18 protein-coding genes are annotated in these 16,632 nt (G+C 69.9%); 8 read left to right on the top strand and 10 right to left on the bottom strand.

Annotation, left to right across the window (positions count from 1 at the left end; genetic code table 11):
- Positions 1–49: 49 nt before the first annotated feature.
- On the bottom strand, positions 50–769 hold the full coding sequence (gene imuA, locus EJE94_RS11495) for a translesion DNA synthesis-associated protein ImuA (RefSeq protein WP_121241604.1): 720 nt from the start codon (positions 767–769) through the stop codon (positions 50–52).
- On the bottom strand, positions 769–1,365 hold the full coding sequence (lexA, locus tag EJE94_RS11500; RefSeq protein WP_121241607.1) for a transcriptional repressor LexA: 597 nt from the start codon (positions 1,363–1,365) through the stop codon (positions 769–771). The genes imuA and lexA overlap by 1 nt, the downstream gene beginning before the upstream one ends.
- A 146-nt stretch (positions 1,366–1,511) precedes the next feature.
- Here lexA and EJE94_RS11505 point away from each other — a divergent pair, with 146 nt between their 5' ends.
- Positions 1,512–1,931 carry an outer membrane lipoprotein gene (locus EJE94_RS11505; protein ID WP_207855945.1) on the top strand — a complete coding sequence of 140 codons (420 nt, stop codon included), beginning with the start codon at positions 1,512–1,514 and terminating at the stop codon, positions 1,929–1,931.
- 180 nt (positions 1,932–2,111) lie between these two features.
- Here EJE94_RS11505 and EJE94_RS11510 read toward each other — a convergent pair whose 3' ends face one another.
- The 5 genes from EJE94_RS11510 to EJE94_RS11530 are packed head-to-tail and all read right to left on the bottom strand — an operon-like array spanning position 2,112 to position 5,988.
- The gene (locus tag EJE94_RS11510) at positions 2,112–3,026 is read right to left on the bottom strand and encodes a DMT family transporter (protein ID WP_121241611.1); all 915 of its coding nucleotides are present in this window, start codon (positions 3,024–3,026) and stop codon (positions 2,112–2,114) included.
- Positions 3,023–4,003 (bottom strand): polysaccharide pyruvyl transferase family protein, encoded by a 981-nt coding sequence (locus EJE94_RS11515; protein ID WP_121241613.1) that lies wholly within the window; start codon positions 4,001–4,003, stop codon positions 3,023–3,025. Before EJE94_RS11515 ends, EJE94_RS11510 begins: the two co-directional genes overlap by 4 nt.
- Positions 4,000–4,335, bottom strand: coding sequence for a YkgJ family cysteine cluster protein (locus EJE94_RS11520; protein ID WP_243642603.1), 336 nt, complete (start codon positions 4,333–4,335; stop codon positions 4,000–4,002). The genes EJE94_RS11515 and EJE94_RS11520 overlap by 4 nt, the downstream gene beginning before the upstream one ends.
- Entirely contained in the window at positions 4,336–5,343 is a 1,008-nt protein-coding gene (locus EJE94_RS11525; RefSeq protein WP_121241615.1) for an inorganic phosphate transporter, read from the bottom strand.
- Between the two features lie 6 nt (positions 5,344–5,349).
- Positions 5,350–5,988 (bottom strand): DUF47 domain-containing protein, encoded by a 639-nt coding sequence (locus EJE94_RS11530; protein WP_121241617.1) that lies wholly within the window; start codon positions 5,986–5,988, stop codon positions 5,350–5,352.
- Between the two features lie 102 nt (positions 5,989–6,090).
- Between EJE94_RS11530 and EJE94_RS11535 the strand changes: the two genes are divergently transcribed.
- Positions 6,091–7,254 (top strand): DUF2863 family protein, encoded by a 1,164-nt coding sequence (locus tag EJE94_RS11535; RefSeq protein ID WP_121241619.1) that lies wholly within the window; start codon positions 6,091–6,093, stop codon positions 7,252–7,254.
- Here EJE94_RS11535 and EJE94_RS11540 read toward each other — a convergent pair.
- Positions 7,246–8,490, bottom strand: coding sequence for a D-amino acid dehydrogenase (locus EJE94_RS11540; RefSeq protein WP_121241621.1), 1,245 nt, complete (start codon positions 8,488–8,490; stop codon positions 7,246–7,248). The genes EJE94_RS11535 and EJE94_RS11540 overlap by 9 nt on opposite strands.
- Positions 8,491–8,553: 63 nt before the next feature.
- Here EJE94_RS11540 and msrB point away from each other — a divergent pair, with 63 nt between their 5' ends.
- From msrB to EJE94_RS11570, 6 genes are read left to right on the top strand one after another with little or no spacing between them, the layout of a single operon-like run.
- Positions 8,554–8,946, top strand: a complete 393-nt coding sequence (gene msrB, locus EJE94_RS11545; protein ID WP_121241623.1) for a peptide-methionine (R)-S-oxide reductase MsrB — start codon at positions 8,554–8,556, stop codon at positions 8,944–8,946.
- Between the two features lie 18 nt (positions 8,947–8,964).
- On the top strand, positions 8,965–9,501 hold the full coding sequence (locus EJE94_RS11550; protein WP_121241625.1) for a septation protein A: 537 nt from the start codon (positions 8,965–8,967) through the stop codon (positions 9,499–9,501).
- Positions 9,498–9,761: a BolA family protein gene (locus EJE94_RS11555; protein WP_121241627.1), complete on the top strand. Its 264-nt coding sequence runs from the start codon at positions 9,498–9,500 to the stop codon at positions 9,759–9,761. Before EJE94_RS11550 ends, EJE94_RS11555 begins: the two co-directional genes overlap by 4 nt.
- Before the next feature lie 36 nt (positions 9,762–9,797).
- The gene (locus tag EJE94_RS11560) at positions 9,798–10,577 is read left to right on the top strand and encodes a peptidylprolyl isomerase (protein ID WP_121241629.1); all 780 of its coding nucleotides are present in this window, start codon (positions 9,798–9,800) and stop codon (positions 10,575–10,577) included.
- A 59-nt stretch (positions 10,578–10,636) separates the two neighbouring features.
- Positions 10,637–11,515 carry a DMT family transporter gene (locus EJE94_RS11565; RefSeq protein WP_121241631.1) on the top strand — a complete coding sequence of 293 codons (879 nt, stop codon included), beginning with the start codon at positions 10,637–10,639 and terminating at the stop codon, positions 11,513–11,515.
- On the top strand, positions 11,512–12,306 hold the full coding sequence (locus EJE94_RS11570; RefSeq protein WP_121241633.1) for a M90 family metallopeptidase: 795 nt from the start codon (positions 11,512–11,514) through the stop codon (positions 12,304–12,306). Before EJE94_RS11565 ends, EJE94_RS11570 begins: the two co-directional genes overlap by 4 nt.
- Here EJE94_RS11570 and EJE94_RS11575 read toward each other — a convergent pair.
- Both EJE94_RS11575 and EJE94_RS11580 read right to left on the bottom strand, forming a co-directional pair.
- The gene (locus EJE94_RS11575) at positions 12,246–15,668 is read right to left on the bottom strand and encodes a UvrD-helicase domain-containing protein (protein WP_121241635.1); all 3,423 of its coding nucleotides are present in this window, start codon (positions 15,666–15,668) and stop codon (positions 12,246–12,248) included. The two genes, EJE94_RS11570 and EJE94_RS11575, sit on opposite strands and share 61 nt — an antisense overlap.
- A partial coding sequence (locus EJE94_RS11580; RefSeq protein WP_207855946.1) for a PD-(D/E)XK nuclease family protein occupies positions 15,665–16,632 on the bottom strand: 968 nt, incomplete at its 5' end. The genes EJE94_RS11575 and EJE94_RS11580, both read right to left, overlap by 4 nt.

A 16,632-nucleotide genomic window follows, 5' to 3' on the forward strand; every position in this document is an offset into this window, starting at 1 on the left:
CACCCGCGGCGTGACGCCGCCGGCCCAGAACGCCAACGCTTCAAGCTGGTCAGGCGGCTGCGCAGGCGGCAGGTGCAGCGCGAGCCACAGGGGCGGTGGGGGATGATGGGACATGATCGCGCCAGGCGGAAGGGCGCGGCACGGCGAGGACGATGTCGCCCGCCAGCGGCGGCCCGCGCCGCTTGAGGACATGGACGGAGAGCGCGCCCTGCGGGCCGGCAGCGAGCGCGAGGCGCAGCGCAGCGGCCGAGGGCTCGTCGGCACGGGAGAGCGGGCGGAACAGGAAGGCGGCAGCCCCGCCCTGCCCGCCCTGGCTGGCGGCGACCTGCAGCCGGCGCACGGCGCGGCTGTCGGCGGCGGCGCTCCAGCACAGCACCGCCTGCGGCGCGCCGCTCGCGAGGGCCTGCTCGGCGGCCCAGAGGGCGTCGCGGCTGCCGGCCGGCGAGACCACGGCGAGGTGCTCGAGGTCGATGCCGGCGGCGGCACATGCCGGCGCGTGCAGCGCAAGATTGGCATCGGGCGGCGCGATGGCCAGCACCCAGTCGCCGCCGGCGCGCAGCAGCCGCAGCGCCGGCATCAGCAGCGAGAGCTCGCCGAAACCCTGGCCGTCGACGAGGATCTCGGTCAGCGCCCCGCGCGGCCAGCCGCCGCCGGGAAGTTCGCGGTCGAGCTCGGGAAAGCCGCTGGAAAAACCCGGTGCCGGCGCCACGGCGAAGGCATCGCCGCGGCGGATGTCGGGCCGTTCGAGAACGGCAGCAAGGGAGCCCATCAGGAGATCCTGCCGTTGCGGATCAGCCCCACCGCGAGGCCCTCGATCTCGAGCGGACCATCGACGACGATGGGCGAGTACTCGGGGTTCTCGGCGATCAGCTCGACGCGATTTCCCTTCTTCTTCAGTCGCTTGACCGTTACTTCATCGCCGAGCCGGGCGACGACGATCTGGCCGGAGCGCGCCTCGCTGGTCTTGTGCACGGCGAGCAGGTCGCCGTCGAGGATGCCGACGTCGATCATGCTGTTGCCGCGGACCTTGAGCAGGTAGTCGGCGCGCGGCGAAAACAGCCTGGGATCGAACTGGATGCGGCCGAGCTGGTTCTCGACGGCGAGGAGGGGGCTGCCGGCGGCGACCGAGCCGATCAGCGGCAGGCCAAGCTGCTCGACGAGGCGGATGCCGCGCGCGGAAGCCGGCTCGAGCACGATGGCGCCCTTCTTCGCCAGCGCCTTGAGGTGCTCCTCGGCGGCGTTGGGCGAGGCGAAGCCGAAGGCGTTGCAGATCTCGGCGCGCGTCGGCGGCGCGCCGAGCACCTCGAGGGTGCTGCGGATGAAGTCGAGGATTTCCTGTTGCCGGGGGGTAAGCTTGACTGACATGGGGGCCTCCGTTTTCGCGATGACTGTATTTTTATACAGTATTCGTGAAAAATGCAAGCCCTGCCGTAAACCCTGCCGCAAGCCCAGCCGTTTACTTCATGCTGTGGAATAATCGAACGGTATCCGCAAACCCCAGGAGAAACGCCATGTCCTCGCTGCGCCACCACATTCTCGTCCTCGCCCTCGCCGCGACCCTGCCCGGCCTCGCGCTGGCCGATGCCTGCAAGCCCGATTGCGGCAAGGTCGAAAACGTCAACAAGACGACGCACGAGGGCGAAGGCAGCGGCCTCGGCGCCGTCGCCGGCGGTGTCGTCGGCGGCCTGGTCGGCAACCAGATCGGCCAGGGCCGGGGCCGCACGGCGGCCACCGTCGTCGGCGTGGCGGGCGGCGCCTATGCCGGCCACCAGATCGAGAAGAAGACCAAGAGCAAGGACGTCTATACCGTCACGGTCAGGATGGACAACGGCCAGACCACCCGCTACGAGTACGAGAGCAGCCCCGGCTTCGCCGCCGGCGACCGCGTGCAGATCGTGAACGGCAAGCCGCAGCGCTACACCGGCAAGTAAGACGCCCGCCCCCTTCGCCCCCCTCACGGGGGATTCGATACTGCTCGCTTCGCTCGATAACGAAGGGGCGCGTCATGGAACTATCGGAGCAGATTGCGCCTTCGGCGCGTGCCGCTTCCCCTTGTGGCGGCACGGCGGGAAAGCTGCTTTCAGGCTCCCACTCAGCCCTCGCAGGGGCCTCTAACGGGATGCCGGGCGACGGGCCGGCGCGTTGACGAGGACGATGCCGGCCACCACCAGCGCCGCCGCGAGCCCGAACAGCAGGCTCATCGGCTCGCCCAGCAGCAGCACGCCGAAGGCGACGCCGAACAGCGGCGTGAGGAAGGCGAACACCATCAGCCGGCTGGCGAGATATTTCGTCAACAGCCAGAACCAGGCCAGGTAGCTGGCGAAGGCGACCACCACGCCGAGATAGAGCAGCGCCAGCAGCACCGCCGGCGTCAGCTCTCCCCTGATCCCCTCCTCCCCGGCCAGCCACGAGAGCGGCAGCGCGACGACGGCCGAGACCGCGAGCTGGTAGAGCAGCACCTTGGCGGCACTGATGCGCGCCAGCGGCGTGGCGCGGATGGCGACGATGGTCGCGGCCCAGAAGATCGCCGCCAGCAGGCCGAGCAGGTCGCCGATCCAGCGTTGCGGCATGGACGCCGTGGCGCCCCAGCCCTCGCCGAATGCGACCGCGATGCCGAGGAAGGCGAGCAGCACGCCCGCACCATGGCGCCAGCCGATATTCTCTCCCGGCACGAAGAGATGCAGTCCCAACACGGTGAAGCACGGCGCGGTGTAGAGGAACACCACCATGCGCGAGGCGCTGGTGTAGCCGAGGCCGACGAAGATGCAGATGAACTCGAGCGCGAACAGCGCGCCGGCCAGCAGCCCCGGCCGGAACGAACCGTCGCGAGCGGCCAGCGGCTGGCCGCGCAGGCGCATCCAGAGGAAGACCAGCACCGCTGCGATGGCGGAACGCAGGCCGACCTGCAGCAGGGGACTCACGCCGGCGCCGGCGATCTTGATCGCCACCTGCTGGAATCCCCAGACGGCGCAGAGCAGCACCATCAGGGCGAAGGCGGCGGGGCCGGGGGCGAGGCGGGCGTTCATGCCGGTATTGTCGCGGGGAAACCGAAGCCGCCGGCGGCGAAGGCCGCGGGATCGAGCGGCACCGCGCCGGGCGACCAAGTATCGAGATACGCCCGCACTTTCTGCGCCGAGCCCGGCTCGCGTTCGAGGGTCAGGGCGGGCACGCCGAAGGACTCGGCGACGATGCGCGCGTGCAGGCTGGTGGCGATGCAGCCGCGGCTGGCGGCGATCAGCGCGCAGATGTCGCGCACATCGAGCGACTCGAAGATGCGCACCGGCACGGCGAGCCGCGAGGCCAGGCGTTGATAGGGTTCGAGATCGTCGTGCCAGGGCGCGGCCCCGGCGCGGAACAGCACCACGGGCAGGCCGATCAGTTCGAGCCCGCGGGCGAAGGCCGCCAGCGTGGCGTCGTCGCCGCACTCGGCGGCGAACTGCACCGCGAGGTAGCCGGATGGGAACTCGGGCAGGCGACGAGCCCTGAGCGTCGGGCCGAACAGCGCGGCGATGCGCGTGACAGGGTCGGGCACCAGAGGAGCAACGATGCCGGCGGCGGCAAGCTCGCCTTGCGTGGCGCTGTCGCGCACCGTGACGAAGTCGGCCGTGCGCAAGGCGGCGAGCACCTCCTCGCGAAAGGCCGCGTCGCGCGCGGCGAGGCCGACGCCGCCGACGGCATGGAATTCGACGCGCGAGCCGGCAGGCAGGCGCGACTTGCCGACGACGTAGGGCGCCGCCCTGCCCCAGCGCAACCCGGGTTGGCCCAGCATCCAGGCGGCCTGCGCGGCGTCGCAGTCGAGGAGTTCGCCGCCGACGTGGATCAGGCGGATTGGTTCGCGCAGCGAGGCGAGCGCCAGGACGCGCGGCCCGCCGAAAGATGACATGTCTCGCTCGGCCAAGCCAGCCGCCGTCACGGCAGCGCCGACTTTTTCGGCGGCCACGGCGGCGAGCAGGATGTCGCCGAGGTTGTGGCGGTCGAAGGCGCCGAAGAGGACGGTCTTCAAGTCGCCTCGAGCGGCGGCAGGCCGTGGCGGCGGCGCGCGTCGTTGCAGGCCTCGTCGCCCTGGCCGACGGCGGCCAGCGCGCCGAACTCGCGGCAGGGGCTTGGGCGGAACTCGTAGATGGCGCAAGAAACGTCCCGGCCGATCTCGCCGCGCAGGGCGGCGCAACGGACCGGCGCCGCGCCGGTGCCGCGCATGCAGGCCATGACGGCGGTGACCTGCTCGGTCAGCGCGGCCGGCACGCAGCCGCCCAGGTCATCGAGTTCGCCGCGGTGGAAGGTGACGCGGTAGGTGGCGCAGCAGGCGCCGCAGGACTGGCAGGGATTCAACGCCAATCAGAACAACATCCGGCCCAGCCACCAGGCGATGGCCGCGATCAGCGCCGTGGCCGGTATGGTCAGGATCCAGGCCCAGACGATGCCGCCTGCGACGTTCCAGCGCACCTTGCGGATGCCGCCGGTCGAGCCGACGCCCATGATGGCGCCGGTGATGGTGTGGGTGGTCGAGACGGGAATGCCCAGCGCCGTGGCGAGGAACAATGTCGCCGCGCCGGCCGAATTGGCGGCGAAGCCGCGCGGCTGGTTGAGCTTGGTGATCTTCTGCCCCATGGTCCGGACGATGCGCCAGCCGCCGAACATGGTGCCCAGGCCCATGGCCGTGTAGCAGGAAGCCACGACCCAGCCGGGCACGCCGTCGTTGCCGCTGGAAAGGCCGGCGGCGATCAGCAGCATCCAGATGATGCCGATGGTCTTCTGCGCGTCGTTGCCGCCGTGGCCGAGGCTGTAGGCGGCGGCGGAAAGCAGCTGCAGCCGCCGGAACAGGCGATCGACCTTGCGCGGCGTCTGCCGGTTGCACAGCCACGAAACAATGACCATGAGGATGGCCCCCATCACGAAGCCGAGCAGCGGCGCGATGAAAATGAAGGCGACGATCTTGCCGACGCCCGCCCACACCAGCGACGAGGGGCCGCTCTTGGCCAGCGCCGCGCCGACCAGACCGCCGACCAGGGCGTGCGACGAGCTCGACGGAATGCCGTAGTACCAGGTGATGATGTTCCAGGCGATGGCGCCGATCAGCGCGCCGAAGACGACGTAATGGTCGACGATGTTGGCGTCGATGGTGCCCTTGCCGATGGTGCCGGCGACCTTGAGCTCGAAGATGAAATAGGCGACGGCATTGAAGAAGGCCGCCCACAGCACCGCCTGGCCCGGCTTCAGCACCCGGGTCGAGACGATGGTGGCGATGGAGTTGGCGGCGTCATGGAAGCCGTTCATGAAATCGAACGCCAGTGCCAGGAACACCAGCAGGATGATGACGCCGAGACTGATTTCGAGGCCGGCCATGGCCAGTTACGAATTCTCGAGGACGATGCCTTCGATGATGTTCGCCACGTCCTCGCAGCGGTCCGTGATCAGCTCGAGCAGCTCGTAGAGCTCCTTGAGCTTGATGAGCTGGCGGGGGTCCTGCTCCTCGCGGAACAGCTTGGCCATGCCGGTGCGCATGGCGCGGTCGGCGTCGGACTCGAGGCGGTCGATCTCCTCGCAGGTCTTGAGGATGGCGGGGCCGTTGTCCATGCTGTTGAGCAGCAGCACCGCCGAGCGCACGCGCTCGCAGCAGGAGACGCAGATGTCGGAAAGGTGGCAGGCTTCCTGGGTCAGCCGGCGCACGTCGTAGAGGTAGATCGACTGGGCGACGTCCTGGATCAGGTCGAGGATGTCGTCCAGGTTGGTGATCAGCTTGTGGATCTCGTCGCGGTCGAGCGGCGTGTTGAACGTGGTGTGCAGCAGCGCCAGGGTGTCGTGGGTGATCTTGTCGGCCTGGGTCTCGATCTCGTCGATGGCCTTGGCATGGTCGGCGACGCCGTCCTTGTTGTCGACCAGGTCGTCGACCAGTGCCCCCAGCTCCCGCCCCCCCTTGACGATCAGTTCGGCGTGAGCGTTGAAGAGATCGAAGAACTTGCCCTCCTGGGGCATCAGCTTGGAAAACATGGCGCGATCACGAGGTAACGAAACCGGGGCATTCTAGCAGGGGCGGCAGGGTCTTTCGGCCCGTGCGCTAGAATCGCTTCTCGCTCCCCGCCATAAGTCCCCATGAAACGCACCCGCTTCTCCCGCCGCAACAAGCAGACCCCCGACACCGAGCAGCTCATTCGCCTCTCGGGCCAGCTTTCGCAATCCGCCAGCCGCCTCGAGGACGCCTTCTGGGAGTCCCGCCTCACCAGCCTGGTCGAGCGCCTGCTCGCCGACAACGACGAAGCGGCGCTCAATGCCGCGCTCGACCATCTCTACGGCGCCGGCGGCCGCGCCTACGACGAACTGGCCGACATGGTCGAGTCCTGCAGCGAGATCCGCCACAACGAGAACGCCGACGTCGTGCTGATCGCCGTGCCGGTGTTGGCCTGGTCGCGCTTCACCATTCCCTCCGGCGCCGTCGCCGCCGACAACCTCGCCAGCGTCCGCGCGCAATTGCACGGCCATGTGCTGGCGCGCGACGCGAAACTCGGCCTCGCCGACTTCCTCTTCAGCCCGGACCAGCTGCCGCAGAGCTATTGCGACACGGCCCAGCTCGCCGAGAAGCTGGCCAAGGCCGCGTTGCATGGCCGCGACCTCAAGCTCGACCCCCAGCAGTTGCCCGAGACGGTGCCCTTCCTTTCCGACGTCCGCTACCTGCTCGGCGCCGTGGCCGCACCGCGCGGCGCCCCGCTGTTCCGCTGGCAGGAGGAAGACGGCTCACGCTCCGATGCGCTCAAGCACTGGCGCGCCCAGGGCGGCGAGGCGATCCGCCCGCTGCTGCCGGCCTGCGCCACCGAACTGCTGCTGCCGCAGGCCTACCATGCCGCCGCGCGCGAGGCCGACCGCGCCTCGCGCCCCTACTCGCTGCGCGCCGGCGTCGCCTTCCTGCAGACGACATTGAACATGGCGGCGGGCGAGCTGCGCGCCATCGTCGCCCCCTACTACGACCGCCAGCTCGAGGAGTACCGCATCGGCTTCACCCGCACCGACAGCGGCGACGTGATCCACGGCGTGGTCTGGCCGATGCTCGACAGCGAGGACGATGCCACCGACACGGCGGCACAGATCGAGGCCGTGCTGCGCGAGGCCGGCGTCGGCGAGGTGGTGATGCTCGACCACCGCTTCCCGCTGGAATACTGCGACGACTGCGGCGCCCCGCTCTACCCCAATCCCGAAGGCGAGCCGGTGCATGCCGAGCTGCCCGAGGAACAGGCCGAGGCCGCGCCGCGCCACCTACACTGAGTAGGGGACCGGGTCGACCGACGGTGCGCGCCCGCTGACGATGTCGGCGAGCAGCGCGCCGGTGCCGCAGGCCATGGTCCAGCCCAGCGTGCCGTGGCCGGTATTCACGAACAGGCCGGCAATCCGCGTGCGCCCCACCAGCGGCACATTGCCCGGCGTGGCCGGGCGCAGGCCGGCCCAGAACTCGATGTCGTCCCCCTCGCCCAGTTGCGGGAACAGCAGGTGCGTGCGGCGCAGGATCGCCTTGCAGCGCACCGCGTTGATCGAGGTGTCGTAGCCGGTGAACTCTGCGGTGCCGGCGACGCGCAGGCGGCTGCCGAGGCGCGAGAAGACCAGCTTGGCGCCGTCGTCGGTCAGGCTCACGCTCGGCGCGATGCTGGTCGGCGTCAGCGACGCGGTGATGGAATAACCCTTGGCCGGATACACGGGGATGCGGATGCCCAGCGGCCGCAGCAGCAGCGGCGAATAGCTGCCGAGGGCCACCACGTAGCCATCGGCGGCCACACGCTCGCCGCCGGCGAGACGGACGCCGGCGATGCGGTCGCCCGCCGTCTCCAGCCGCTCGACCGCACAGCCGTAGCGGAAGGCCACGCCGCGCCCGGCGCAGCGCTCGGCCAGCCGCCGCGCGAACTGGCGCGCGTCGCCGGATTCGTCTCCCGCCGTGTAGGTGCCGCCGACGATGGGCAGGGCGGAGCCGGCCAGCGCCGGCTCGATCGCCCGGCATTCGGCCGCGCTCTTGACCGCCCGCTCGCAGCCGAACTCGCGCATCAGCGCCGCCTGCGGGATGGCCGTCTCGAACTCGCGCGCATCGGTGTAGATGTGCAGGATGCCGCGCTCGAGCTCGTCGTAATGGAGATCGAGTTCGCGGCGCAGGGCGCCGAGGCGGGCACGGCTGTCGAGCGCCAGTGCCAGGATGGCGACCATGTTGGCGCGGGTATGCGCCGCGCTGCATTGACCGAGGAAGCGCAGACCCCAGGCCCACTGCGCCGGATCGGTGCGCAGCCGCCACAGCAGCGGCGAGTCCTCGCGCCCCAGCCACTTGAGGATTTTCAGCGGTGCGGCCGGATTGGCCCAGGGTTCGGCATGGCTGGTCGATATCTGGCCGCCGTTGGCGAAGCTGGTTTCCCGCGCGGCCTCCGGCTGGCGGTCGATCACCGTCACCTCGTGGCGTGCCTCGGCCAGATACCAGGCCGAGGCCACGCCGACCAGGCCGGCTCCGAGAACCACCACGCGCACGCTTGAACTCCCCTGTTTAGCGCCCAATTGAGGAAGACATTCTATCCGGCCGGAGGACCAGCCATGCCCAGGATCGACAAGACCGACGCCGAATGGCGCGCCCAGCTCAGCGAAATGCAGTACCAGGTCGCCCGCCGGAAGGGCACCGAGCGCGCATTCACCGGCGAATACTGGAACTGCCACGACAACGGCACCTACCGCTGCGTCTGCTGCGGCGAGCCGCTGTTTTCCTCGGAGCAGAAATTCGACTCCGGTTGCGGCTGGCCCAGCTTCACCGCGCCGCTCGTCGGCGAGGGCATCGCCGAGGCCGCAGACCGCTCGCACGGCATGGTCCGCACCGAGGTGACGTGCTCGGCCTGCGGCGCCCACCTCGGCCATGTCTTCCCCGACGGCCCGCCACCGGCGGGGCTGCGCTACTGCATCAATTCGGCCTCGCTCAGGCTCGAGAAGAAATAGCCCTGTAAAATCGCCGCCATGAAATTCCTCTTCGACCTGTTCCCGGTCATCCTCTTCTTCGTCGCCTACAAGTTCTCCGGCATCTACATCGCGACCGGGGTGGCCATCGCCGCCACCTTCGCCCAGATCGGCTGGGTCTGGTTCAGGCACCGCAAGGTCGACACCATGCTCTGGGTCAGCCTCGCCCTCATCACCGTCTTCGGCGGCGCCACCCTGCTGCTGCACAATCCGACCTTCATCAAGTGGAAACCGACCGTGCTCTACTGGCTGTTCGCGGTGGTGCTGCTGGTGTCGGCGACGTTCATGAAGAAAAACCTCATCCGCAAGATGCTGGAGGAGCAGATGAAGCTGCCCGAGACGCTGTGGGCCCGGCTCAATCTGTCCTGGGTCGCCTTCTTCGCCGCCATGGGCGTCGCCAACCTCTACGTCGCCTTCAACTTCAGCGAGGCGGACTGGGTCAACTTCAAGCTCTTCGGCGGCATGGGGCTGATGCTCGCCTTCATCGTGGTCCAGGGACTTTTCCTGGCGAAATACGTCGAGGAGAAACAGCCATGAACACCGTCGACACCCTGCGCAGCCGCATGGCCGCCCTGGAGCCCTCGCGGCTGGAGATCATCGACGAAAGCCACCGCCATGCCGGCCATGCCGGCGCCCGCGACGGCGGCGGCCACTACCGCATGACCATCGTCTCGCCCCGCTTCGCCGGCAAGCGGACCATGGAACGGCATCGCCTGGTGTATGATGCCGCCGGCGACCTGATGAAGCGGCAGATTCATGCCCTCAGCATTACCGCCAAGGCCCCCGACGAAACCTAGACTGAAACATCCCCTCCCCGCCAAGGAATCACATCGATGAATCGCCTCCTCCAAGCCTCCCTCCTCGCCCTTGCCATTGCCGCCGCCCCGGCCCTCGCCGCGGACAAGCCCTACGCCAGCGTCAATGGCAAGGCCATCCCCAAGGCCCGCGCCGACGCCCTGATCGCCGGCCAGCTCTCCCAGGGCCAGCCGGATTCCGAGGACCTGCGCAAGGCCGTCAGGGAAGAACTGATCCGCCGCGAGGTGCTGTCGCAGGAAGCGCAACGGAAGGGCATCGACAAGAAGCCCGAGGTTCAGGGCCAGGTCGACCTCGCCCGCCAGGGCGTGCTGGTCAGCGCCTTCCTCAACGACTATGTCCGCACCCATCCGGTCAGCGACGAGGCGGTCAAGAAGGAATACGAGATCATCAAACAGGCCCTCGGTGACAGGGAATACAAGGCCCGCCACGTGCTGGTCGAGAACGAGGCTGACGCCAAGGCCATCATCGAGAAGCTCAACAAGGGCGAGAAGTTCGAGGATCTCGCCAAGCAATCGAAGGATCCGGGCTCGAAGGATCGCGGCGGCGACCTCGGCTGGTCCAACCCGGCCTCCTACGTCAAGCCCTTCGCTGACGCGCTGGTCAAGCTCGAGAAGGGCAAGTACACGACGACCCCGGTCAAGAGCGACTTCGGCTGGCACGTGATCCTGCTCGAGGACATGCGCGAACTCAAGGCGCCGGGCCTCGACGAGGTCAAGCCGCAACTGCTGCAGCGCCTGCAGCAGCAGCAGGTCGAGAAGCTCATCATGGACCTGCGCGCCAAGGCGAAAGTCGAGTAAGCCGGCCCCGAGCCCATGACGCGACGGGGGCTGCGGCCCCCGTTTGCATTTGAGGCCCCATGCATCTGCGCGTCTCCCCCTACCTGCTGCTGACCCTGGCCAACCTGTTCTGGGCCGGCAACTGGATCGTCGGCCGCGGCATGCGCGAGGCGGTGCCGCCGATCGCGCTGTCCTTCTGGCGCTGGGTGATCGCCCTGGCCTGCCTGCTGCCGTTGGCCTGGCCCTATCTCAAGCGTGACCGCGCCGTGCTCACGGCCGGCTGGCGCTGGCTGGCCCTGCTCGGCATCCTCGGCACCTGCCTCTACAACGCCCTGACCTACCTCGGCCTGCAGCAGACCGAGGCGATCAACGGCCTGCTGCTCAACTCCTTCATTCCCATCGTCATCGTCGCGCTGGCCTGGGCCTTCCACGGCAAGCGCCTCAGGCCGATCGAGGCGCTCGGCATCGCCGCCTCCTTCCTCGGCGTGCTCAACATCATCGCCCGCGGCGACCCGCACAATCTCCTGCGGCTGACTCTGAACATCGGCGACATCTGGATCCTGCTCTCGGTGGTTGCATGGGCCGCCTACACCCTGCTGCTGCCGCACCGGCCCAAGGCGCATCCGCTGGCCTTCCTCTTCGCCATCGCGCTGATCGGCATCGTCGCCACCCTGCCCTTCTACCTGATGGAGGTCGCCGCCGGCCGCCACATCCAGTCCTCCTTCGCCGCCTGGAGCGCGATCGCCTACGCCGGCATCTTTCCCGCCTTCCTCGGCTTCATCTTCTGGAACAAGGGCGTCGAGCAGGTCGGCGCCTCGCGCGCCGGGCTGTTCATCCACCTGATGCCGGCCTTCGGCATCCTGCTCGCCGCGATCTTCCTCGGCGAGGCCATGACCTGGTTCCACGTCGTCGGCATCGCGCTGATCTTCGGCGGCATCGTCCTCACCACGCGAAAATGATCAAGGCGTTTCGCGCGTGGCGCCGCCGCCGCGCGGCGGAGAGGATCGAGATCGGCGACGCGCAGTGGCAGGCCGCCGAGTATCCGCTGCCCTTCCTCGACCGCCTGAACGACGACGAGCGCCGGCGCCTGCGCGACATGGCACGCGAGTTCATCGCCGCCAAGGAATGGAGCGGCGCGCACGGCCTCGTCCTCACCGCCGCGATGCAGCTCTCGATCGCGCTGCAGGCCTGCCTGCCGGTGCTCGAACTCGGCCTCGAGGCCTACGACGGCTGGGTCGGCATCGTCGTCTATCCCGGCGACTTCGTCATCCCGCGCCATGTCATGGACGAGGACGGCGTCGTGCATGAATACGACGACCCGGTGCTCGGCGAGGCCTGGGAGGGCGGACCGGTGCTGGTGTCGTGGTTCGACAAGCTCGACGAGATCGGCGACGTCAATGTCGTGATCCACGAATTCGCCCACAAGCTCGACATGGGCAACGGCGCCGTCGACGGCATCCCGGGGCTGCCCGAAAACATGAGCCGGCGCGAATGGATCGCCGCCTTCGAGCCGGCCTATGCCGACTTCTGCCGGCGCGTGGACGCGGGGGAGGAAACCGCGATCGACCCCTACGCCGCCGAGCACCCCGCCGAGTTCTTCGCCGTCCTCAGCGAGGTCTTCTTCGAGGCGCCGGACCTGCTGCGAGACGAGTATCCGGCCGTCTACGCCCAGCTTGGCCGCTACTACCGTCAGGACCCGCTCGCCTCGCCCGACGGCAGCAGTTCCAGCAGATCGCCCGTCGCGGTGTAGAAAACGGCCATGCGCAGCGGCAGGCCGTCGGCGCGGAACAGCGCGCAGTAGCGCTCGAGCTGCTCGCGGTAGCGCTCGGCATGCTGCCGCAGGGTGGTGCCGGTGCCGACTTTCGTGGTCTTGTAGTCGATGATCCAGCGCGCGCCGTCGGCGACGAAGCTGCGATCGATGACCTGCGTGGCGATGGCTTCGCCGTCCGCCACCGACACCGCCCACTCGGCCACCGCCTCGTCATGGTCGCCGAGAACCCAGCGCCCGGCGACGCTTTCCAGCGTCGCCCGCAGGGCGTTCTGTGCCTCCCGGGCGCCGCGGCGCACCGCGGCCTCGGCATGACCCTGCTGGCCGAGCCAGACGCGCATCGCCGGCAGCAGGGACTCGACGCGTGAGAGCGGCCACGGCGCCAGACCGTCGCGCGCGATCATCTCGAGATAGCCATGGACCAGCGTGCCGACGTCGGCCGCGAGCGCCGCATCCCCGCCGGCTCCGCCGCCATCGCCAACGGCCTCCGTCGGCACCCTCGGCAGCGGCAAATTTTCGACCTCGGCGCCGGCCCGCAGCAACTCCGCGATCGCCGGATCGACCAGGCGCAGCAGGCGCGGCTCGAACTGCGCCCCGGCACCCGCGTCGGCAACCGCCTCCTGCAGCGGCGCCTCGTCGAATTTCGCGGACAGCGCGGGCCACAGCAGTTCGAGGAAGCTCGCGGCGGGCGCCGCCAGCGTGCCGTCGTTGCGCGGACATGCGACACCGACCAGATGCAGGGCGCGGATGGCGCGCGTGGCGGCGACGTAGAGCGTGCGCTGGTCCTCATTGGCGGCGCGCTCGCGTTCGAGCAGGCGCAGGTAGTCGTGGAGGGAGGCGCCGTCGCCACGGCCCTTGCCGCGGATGGGCGCCGCCACCAGCCGCTCGTCGGTGCCGGCGAAGGCGACCTCCTCCCAGCGCATCAGTTTCTGCTCGCCGCCGCCTCCGCCACCGACCGCGCGATGCAGGCCGGGCACGATCACGGTCTCGAACTCGAGGCCCTTGGCCTTGTGGACGGTCATGAATTGCAGGGTATCGCCGGCCGCCGCATCGGGCGCGGCATAGAGCCGCGCCGTCTCGCGCTCGAGCTCCTCGAGCGAGAAGCGTCCCGCGGCATCGAGCCGATCGACGAGTTCGAGGAAGGCGCGCGCGTCGGCGACGGCGGCATCCTCGCGCAGGCAGGCGCCGCCGCCGAGCCCGAGCCAGGTGCTCTCGAGCCAGCGCCGCGGCCGCTGGCGCCCCTGGTGCGCCAGCGCTTCGCCGACGACGCCGCGCAGGTGCAGCAGGCGGCGCCGGCCATCCGGCGACAGCCGCGCGACGCGTGCATCGTCGCCCAGCAGCTGCCACACAGTGGAGCGATGGTCGTCGCCGGCGAGAGCGTGGAGATCGGCCAGCGTCAGCCCGCACCAGGGCGCGCGCAGGATCGCCAGCCAATGCACGCGGTCGCCGCGGTGATGCAGCGCGCGCGCCAGCGACAGCAGGTCCTGTATCGTCTGGCGCGACCGCAGGGCTTCGATCTCGACGGCCTGGAAGCGCAAAGCCGGCCGCTGCCGCCGCAAGGTCGCCACCAGCGCGTCGAGGTGGCTGCGCGCCCGCACCAGCACGGCGATGCGTCCCTGCGGGTCGTCGCGTCGCGCGGCGTCGATCACTTCCAGGATGCGCTCCGCTTCGATCACCTCGGCCGCATCGCCCGGCATGTCCTTCGCCACGACGAGCGGATGAACGAACACGCCGGCGCAGGCAGCGGCCGGCCGCGTCGCCGCGAAGGCGCGGTAGCGGATCGCGCCTTCGAACACGCTGTCCTGCGGCGGGAAGATGTCGGCGAAGCGCGCGTTGATCCAGTCGACGACGGCGGGCGCGGAGCGGTTGTTGCGCGCGAGCTGCAGCCGCTCGAGCGGCAGGCCGCCGATGCCGAAATCGGCGACGCGCAGGAACAGGCCGACGTCGGCCTTGCGGAAGCGGTAGATCGACTGCATCGGGTCGCCGACGGCGAACAGGGTGCGGCCGGCGCCCGCTTTTTCGTCCATGGTCCAGCCTGCCGTGAGGCGCTCCAGCAGTTCGACTTGTGTCGGGCTGGTGTCCTGGAATTCGTCGACCAGCAGGTGGCGGATGCGGTAGTCGAGCGCCAGCGCGAGGTCGGTCGGCGCATCGCTGGTGCCCAGCGCCTGCAGCGCCCGGCTGGCGACCTCGATGAAGTCGGTCTCGCCGGCCTCGGCGAACACCGTCCACAGCTGCGCGGCGGCGACCTTGAGCAGCGCGCCCAGCGCCTCGACCGTGAGCCATTCCTCGTCGGTGTAGCGCGGCGCGGGCAGCTCGCGCACGCGCGCCAGCGCGGCGGCCTCGTCGGCCGCGAGTTCCTGCGCCAGGGCGGCCAGCGTCTTCTTGTGGGTGTCGCTCTCCTTGCCCGGCGGCAGGCCGAGGTTCTTGTTCCAGGCCTTGCGCGGCTCGCCCTCGGCGGTCAGCAGCAGCGCGGCGAGCGCACGCCATTGCGGCAGCGCATCCGCGCCCGGCGCCAGCGGCACGGTCCATTCGAGCAGCGGCGCCAGCGGCGACTCGGGCGGCAGATTGGCGGCGGCATAGCGCGCCGCCGGCATCAGCGCGGCCTGTCGCCGCGCGTCGATGGCCGCGGCCGCGCTTTCGAGTTCGCGCCCGATCAGCTGCGCAAAGCCGTCTTCGGCCTCGGCGCGCGAGGGCGCGGCCAGGGCATGACGCAGCCACTGGTCGCGCCGCGCCAGCATCTCGGCCAGCAACAGCCCCAGCCGCACGGCGTCGTTATCGAGATGGCGCAGTGCGGCGGCGACGGTATCGGCCAGAGCACCCGCATCGCCGTCCTCGGCGATCAGCGCCAGCGTGCGGCGCGCGGCCTCGGCGTAATGGCGCGAGGCTTCCTCGGCCAGCCGCGGCTGGCTGCCGAAGCGCGACAGCAACGGCATCTGCCGCGCCAGGTTCATGCACAGGGCGTCGATGGTGGTGATGCGCAGCCGCGCCGGATGTTCGAGCAGATTCCAACTACGTTCCGCGCCCGCCGCCAGCGCCGCGCGGGCGAGATCGAAGGTGATGCGCTTGTGCGCCGCCTCGGGCCGCTCGCCGGCCGCGGCACGCTGCAGGCTCTCGAGTATGCGGCTGGCCATCTCGCCGGCGGCCTTGTTGGTGAAAGTGATGGCGACGATTTCCTCGGGCGCCTCGACGCAGGAAAGCAGCCGCAGGTAGCGCTGCGTCAGCAGTTCCGTCTTGCCGGCGCCGGCCGGCGCCTCGACGATGAAGGAACCGAGCTCGAGCGCGCGGCTGCGCGCGGCGGCATCCGCGGCCAGCAGATCGCCTGCCACCCTCGCTGCCTCGCTCACGCCGGCGCCTCGAGTTGTTCGCGCCGCTCAGCCAGGCGCAGCAGCGGCAACACCTCGCACCAGGCGAGGTCCTTCTCGTCGGCGAAACGCACTGCCGCACAGCCTTCGCCGACTTCGCGGGCGATGGCGGCGATGCTCGCGCGCCAGTGCTCGAGGACTCCGGGCCAGCTCGAGATGCCGGCAAAAAGCTTGCGTGCCGCATCGTCGCCGATGCCGGCGACCTTGGTCAGCAATCCGCCCTCGGCTGCGATGCCGACGAAGCCGCATTCGTCCAGCCGCACCCGAGCGAAGGCGGCGCCGCACACCTCGCCGCCCAGTTCGTCGCCTGCCGCCAGCGCGGCGTAGATCGGCAGCTGCGGCTCGGCGATGCGCGCATCGCTCCAGCTCGCGGCGCTGACCTGGCCGGTCTTGTAGTCGAGGATCAGCAGGCGGCCGTCCTCCAGGGCATCGATGCGATCGATCACCAGCCGCACGGCGATGCCCTCGATTTCCAGCACGATCTCGCGCTCGCAGGCGACGACGCGGAACGGCGCGGGGCGGCCGGCTTCGAACTCGAGCCATTGCGCGACCAGGCGTTGCAGCCTCTCGGACTCGAGGGCGAGGAAGCGCGGCGGCAGCGGATCTTCGCGCGCGGCATCGAAGTCGGCGACGCCGGCAATCACCGCCGCCGCGATCGCCGCGGTGCGCGCCGCCGCATCCATCGCCAGCAGATCGGCGAAGCCGCGCCCGGCCCAGAAGCGTTCGAGGACCGCATGCAGCAGCGTGCCGCGTCCCATGGCATCGAGCCCCTCGACCGGCTCCTCCAGCGCGCGCGCGCCGAGCCGGTACTGGTAGAAGGCCCAGGCCGGGCAGATCGCCTGCGCCCTGAGCAGGCCCGTGCCGCCGGCCACCTTCTCGCCGGGGCCGACCGCGGGTGCGCGGCTGTCGGCGAGCGCCTCCATCGCTCCCGTTGCGGCGAGGCCGG

This window comes from Sulfurisoma sediminicola (assembly GCF_003865015.1).
GTDB classification, from domain to species: Bacteria; Pseudomonadota; Gammaproteobacteria; order Burkholderiales; family Rhodocyclaceae; genus Sulfurisoma; species Sulfurisoma sediminicola.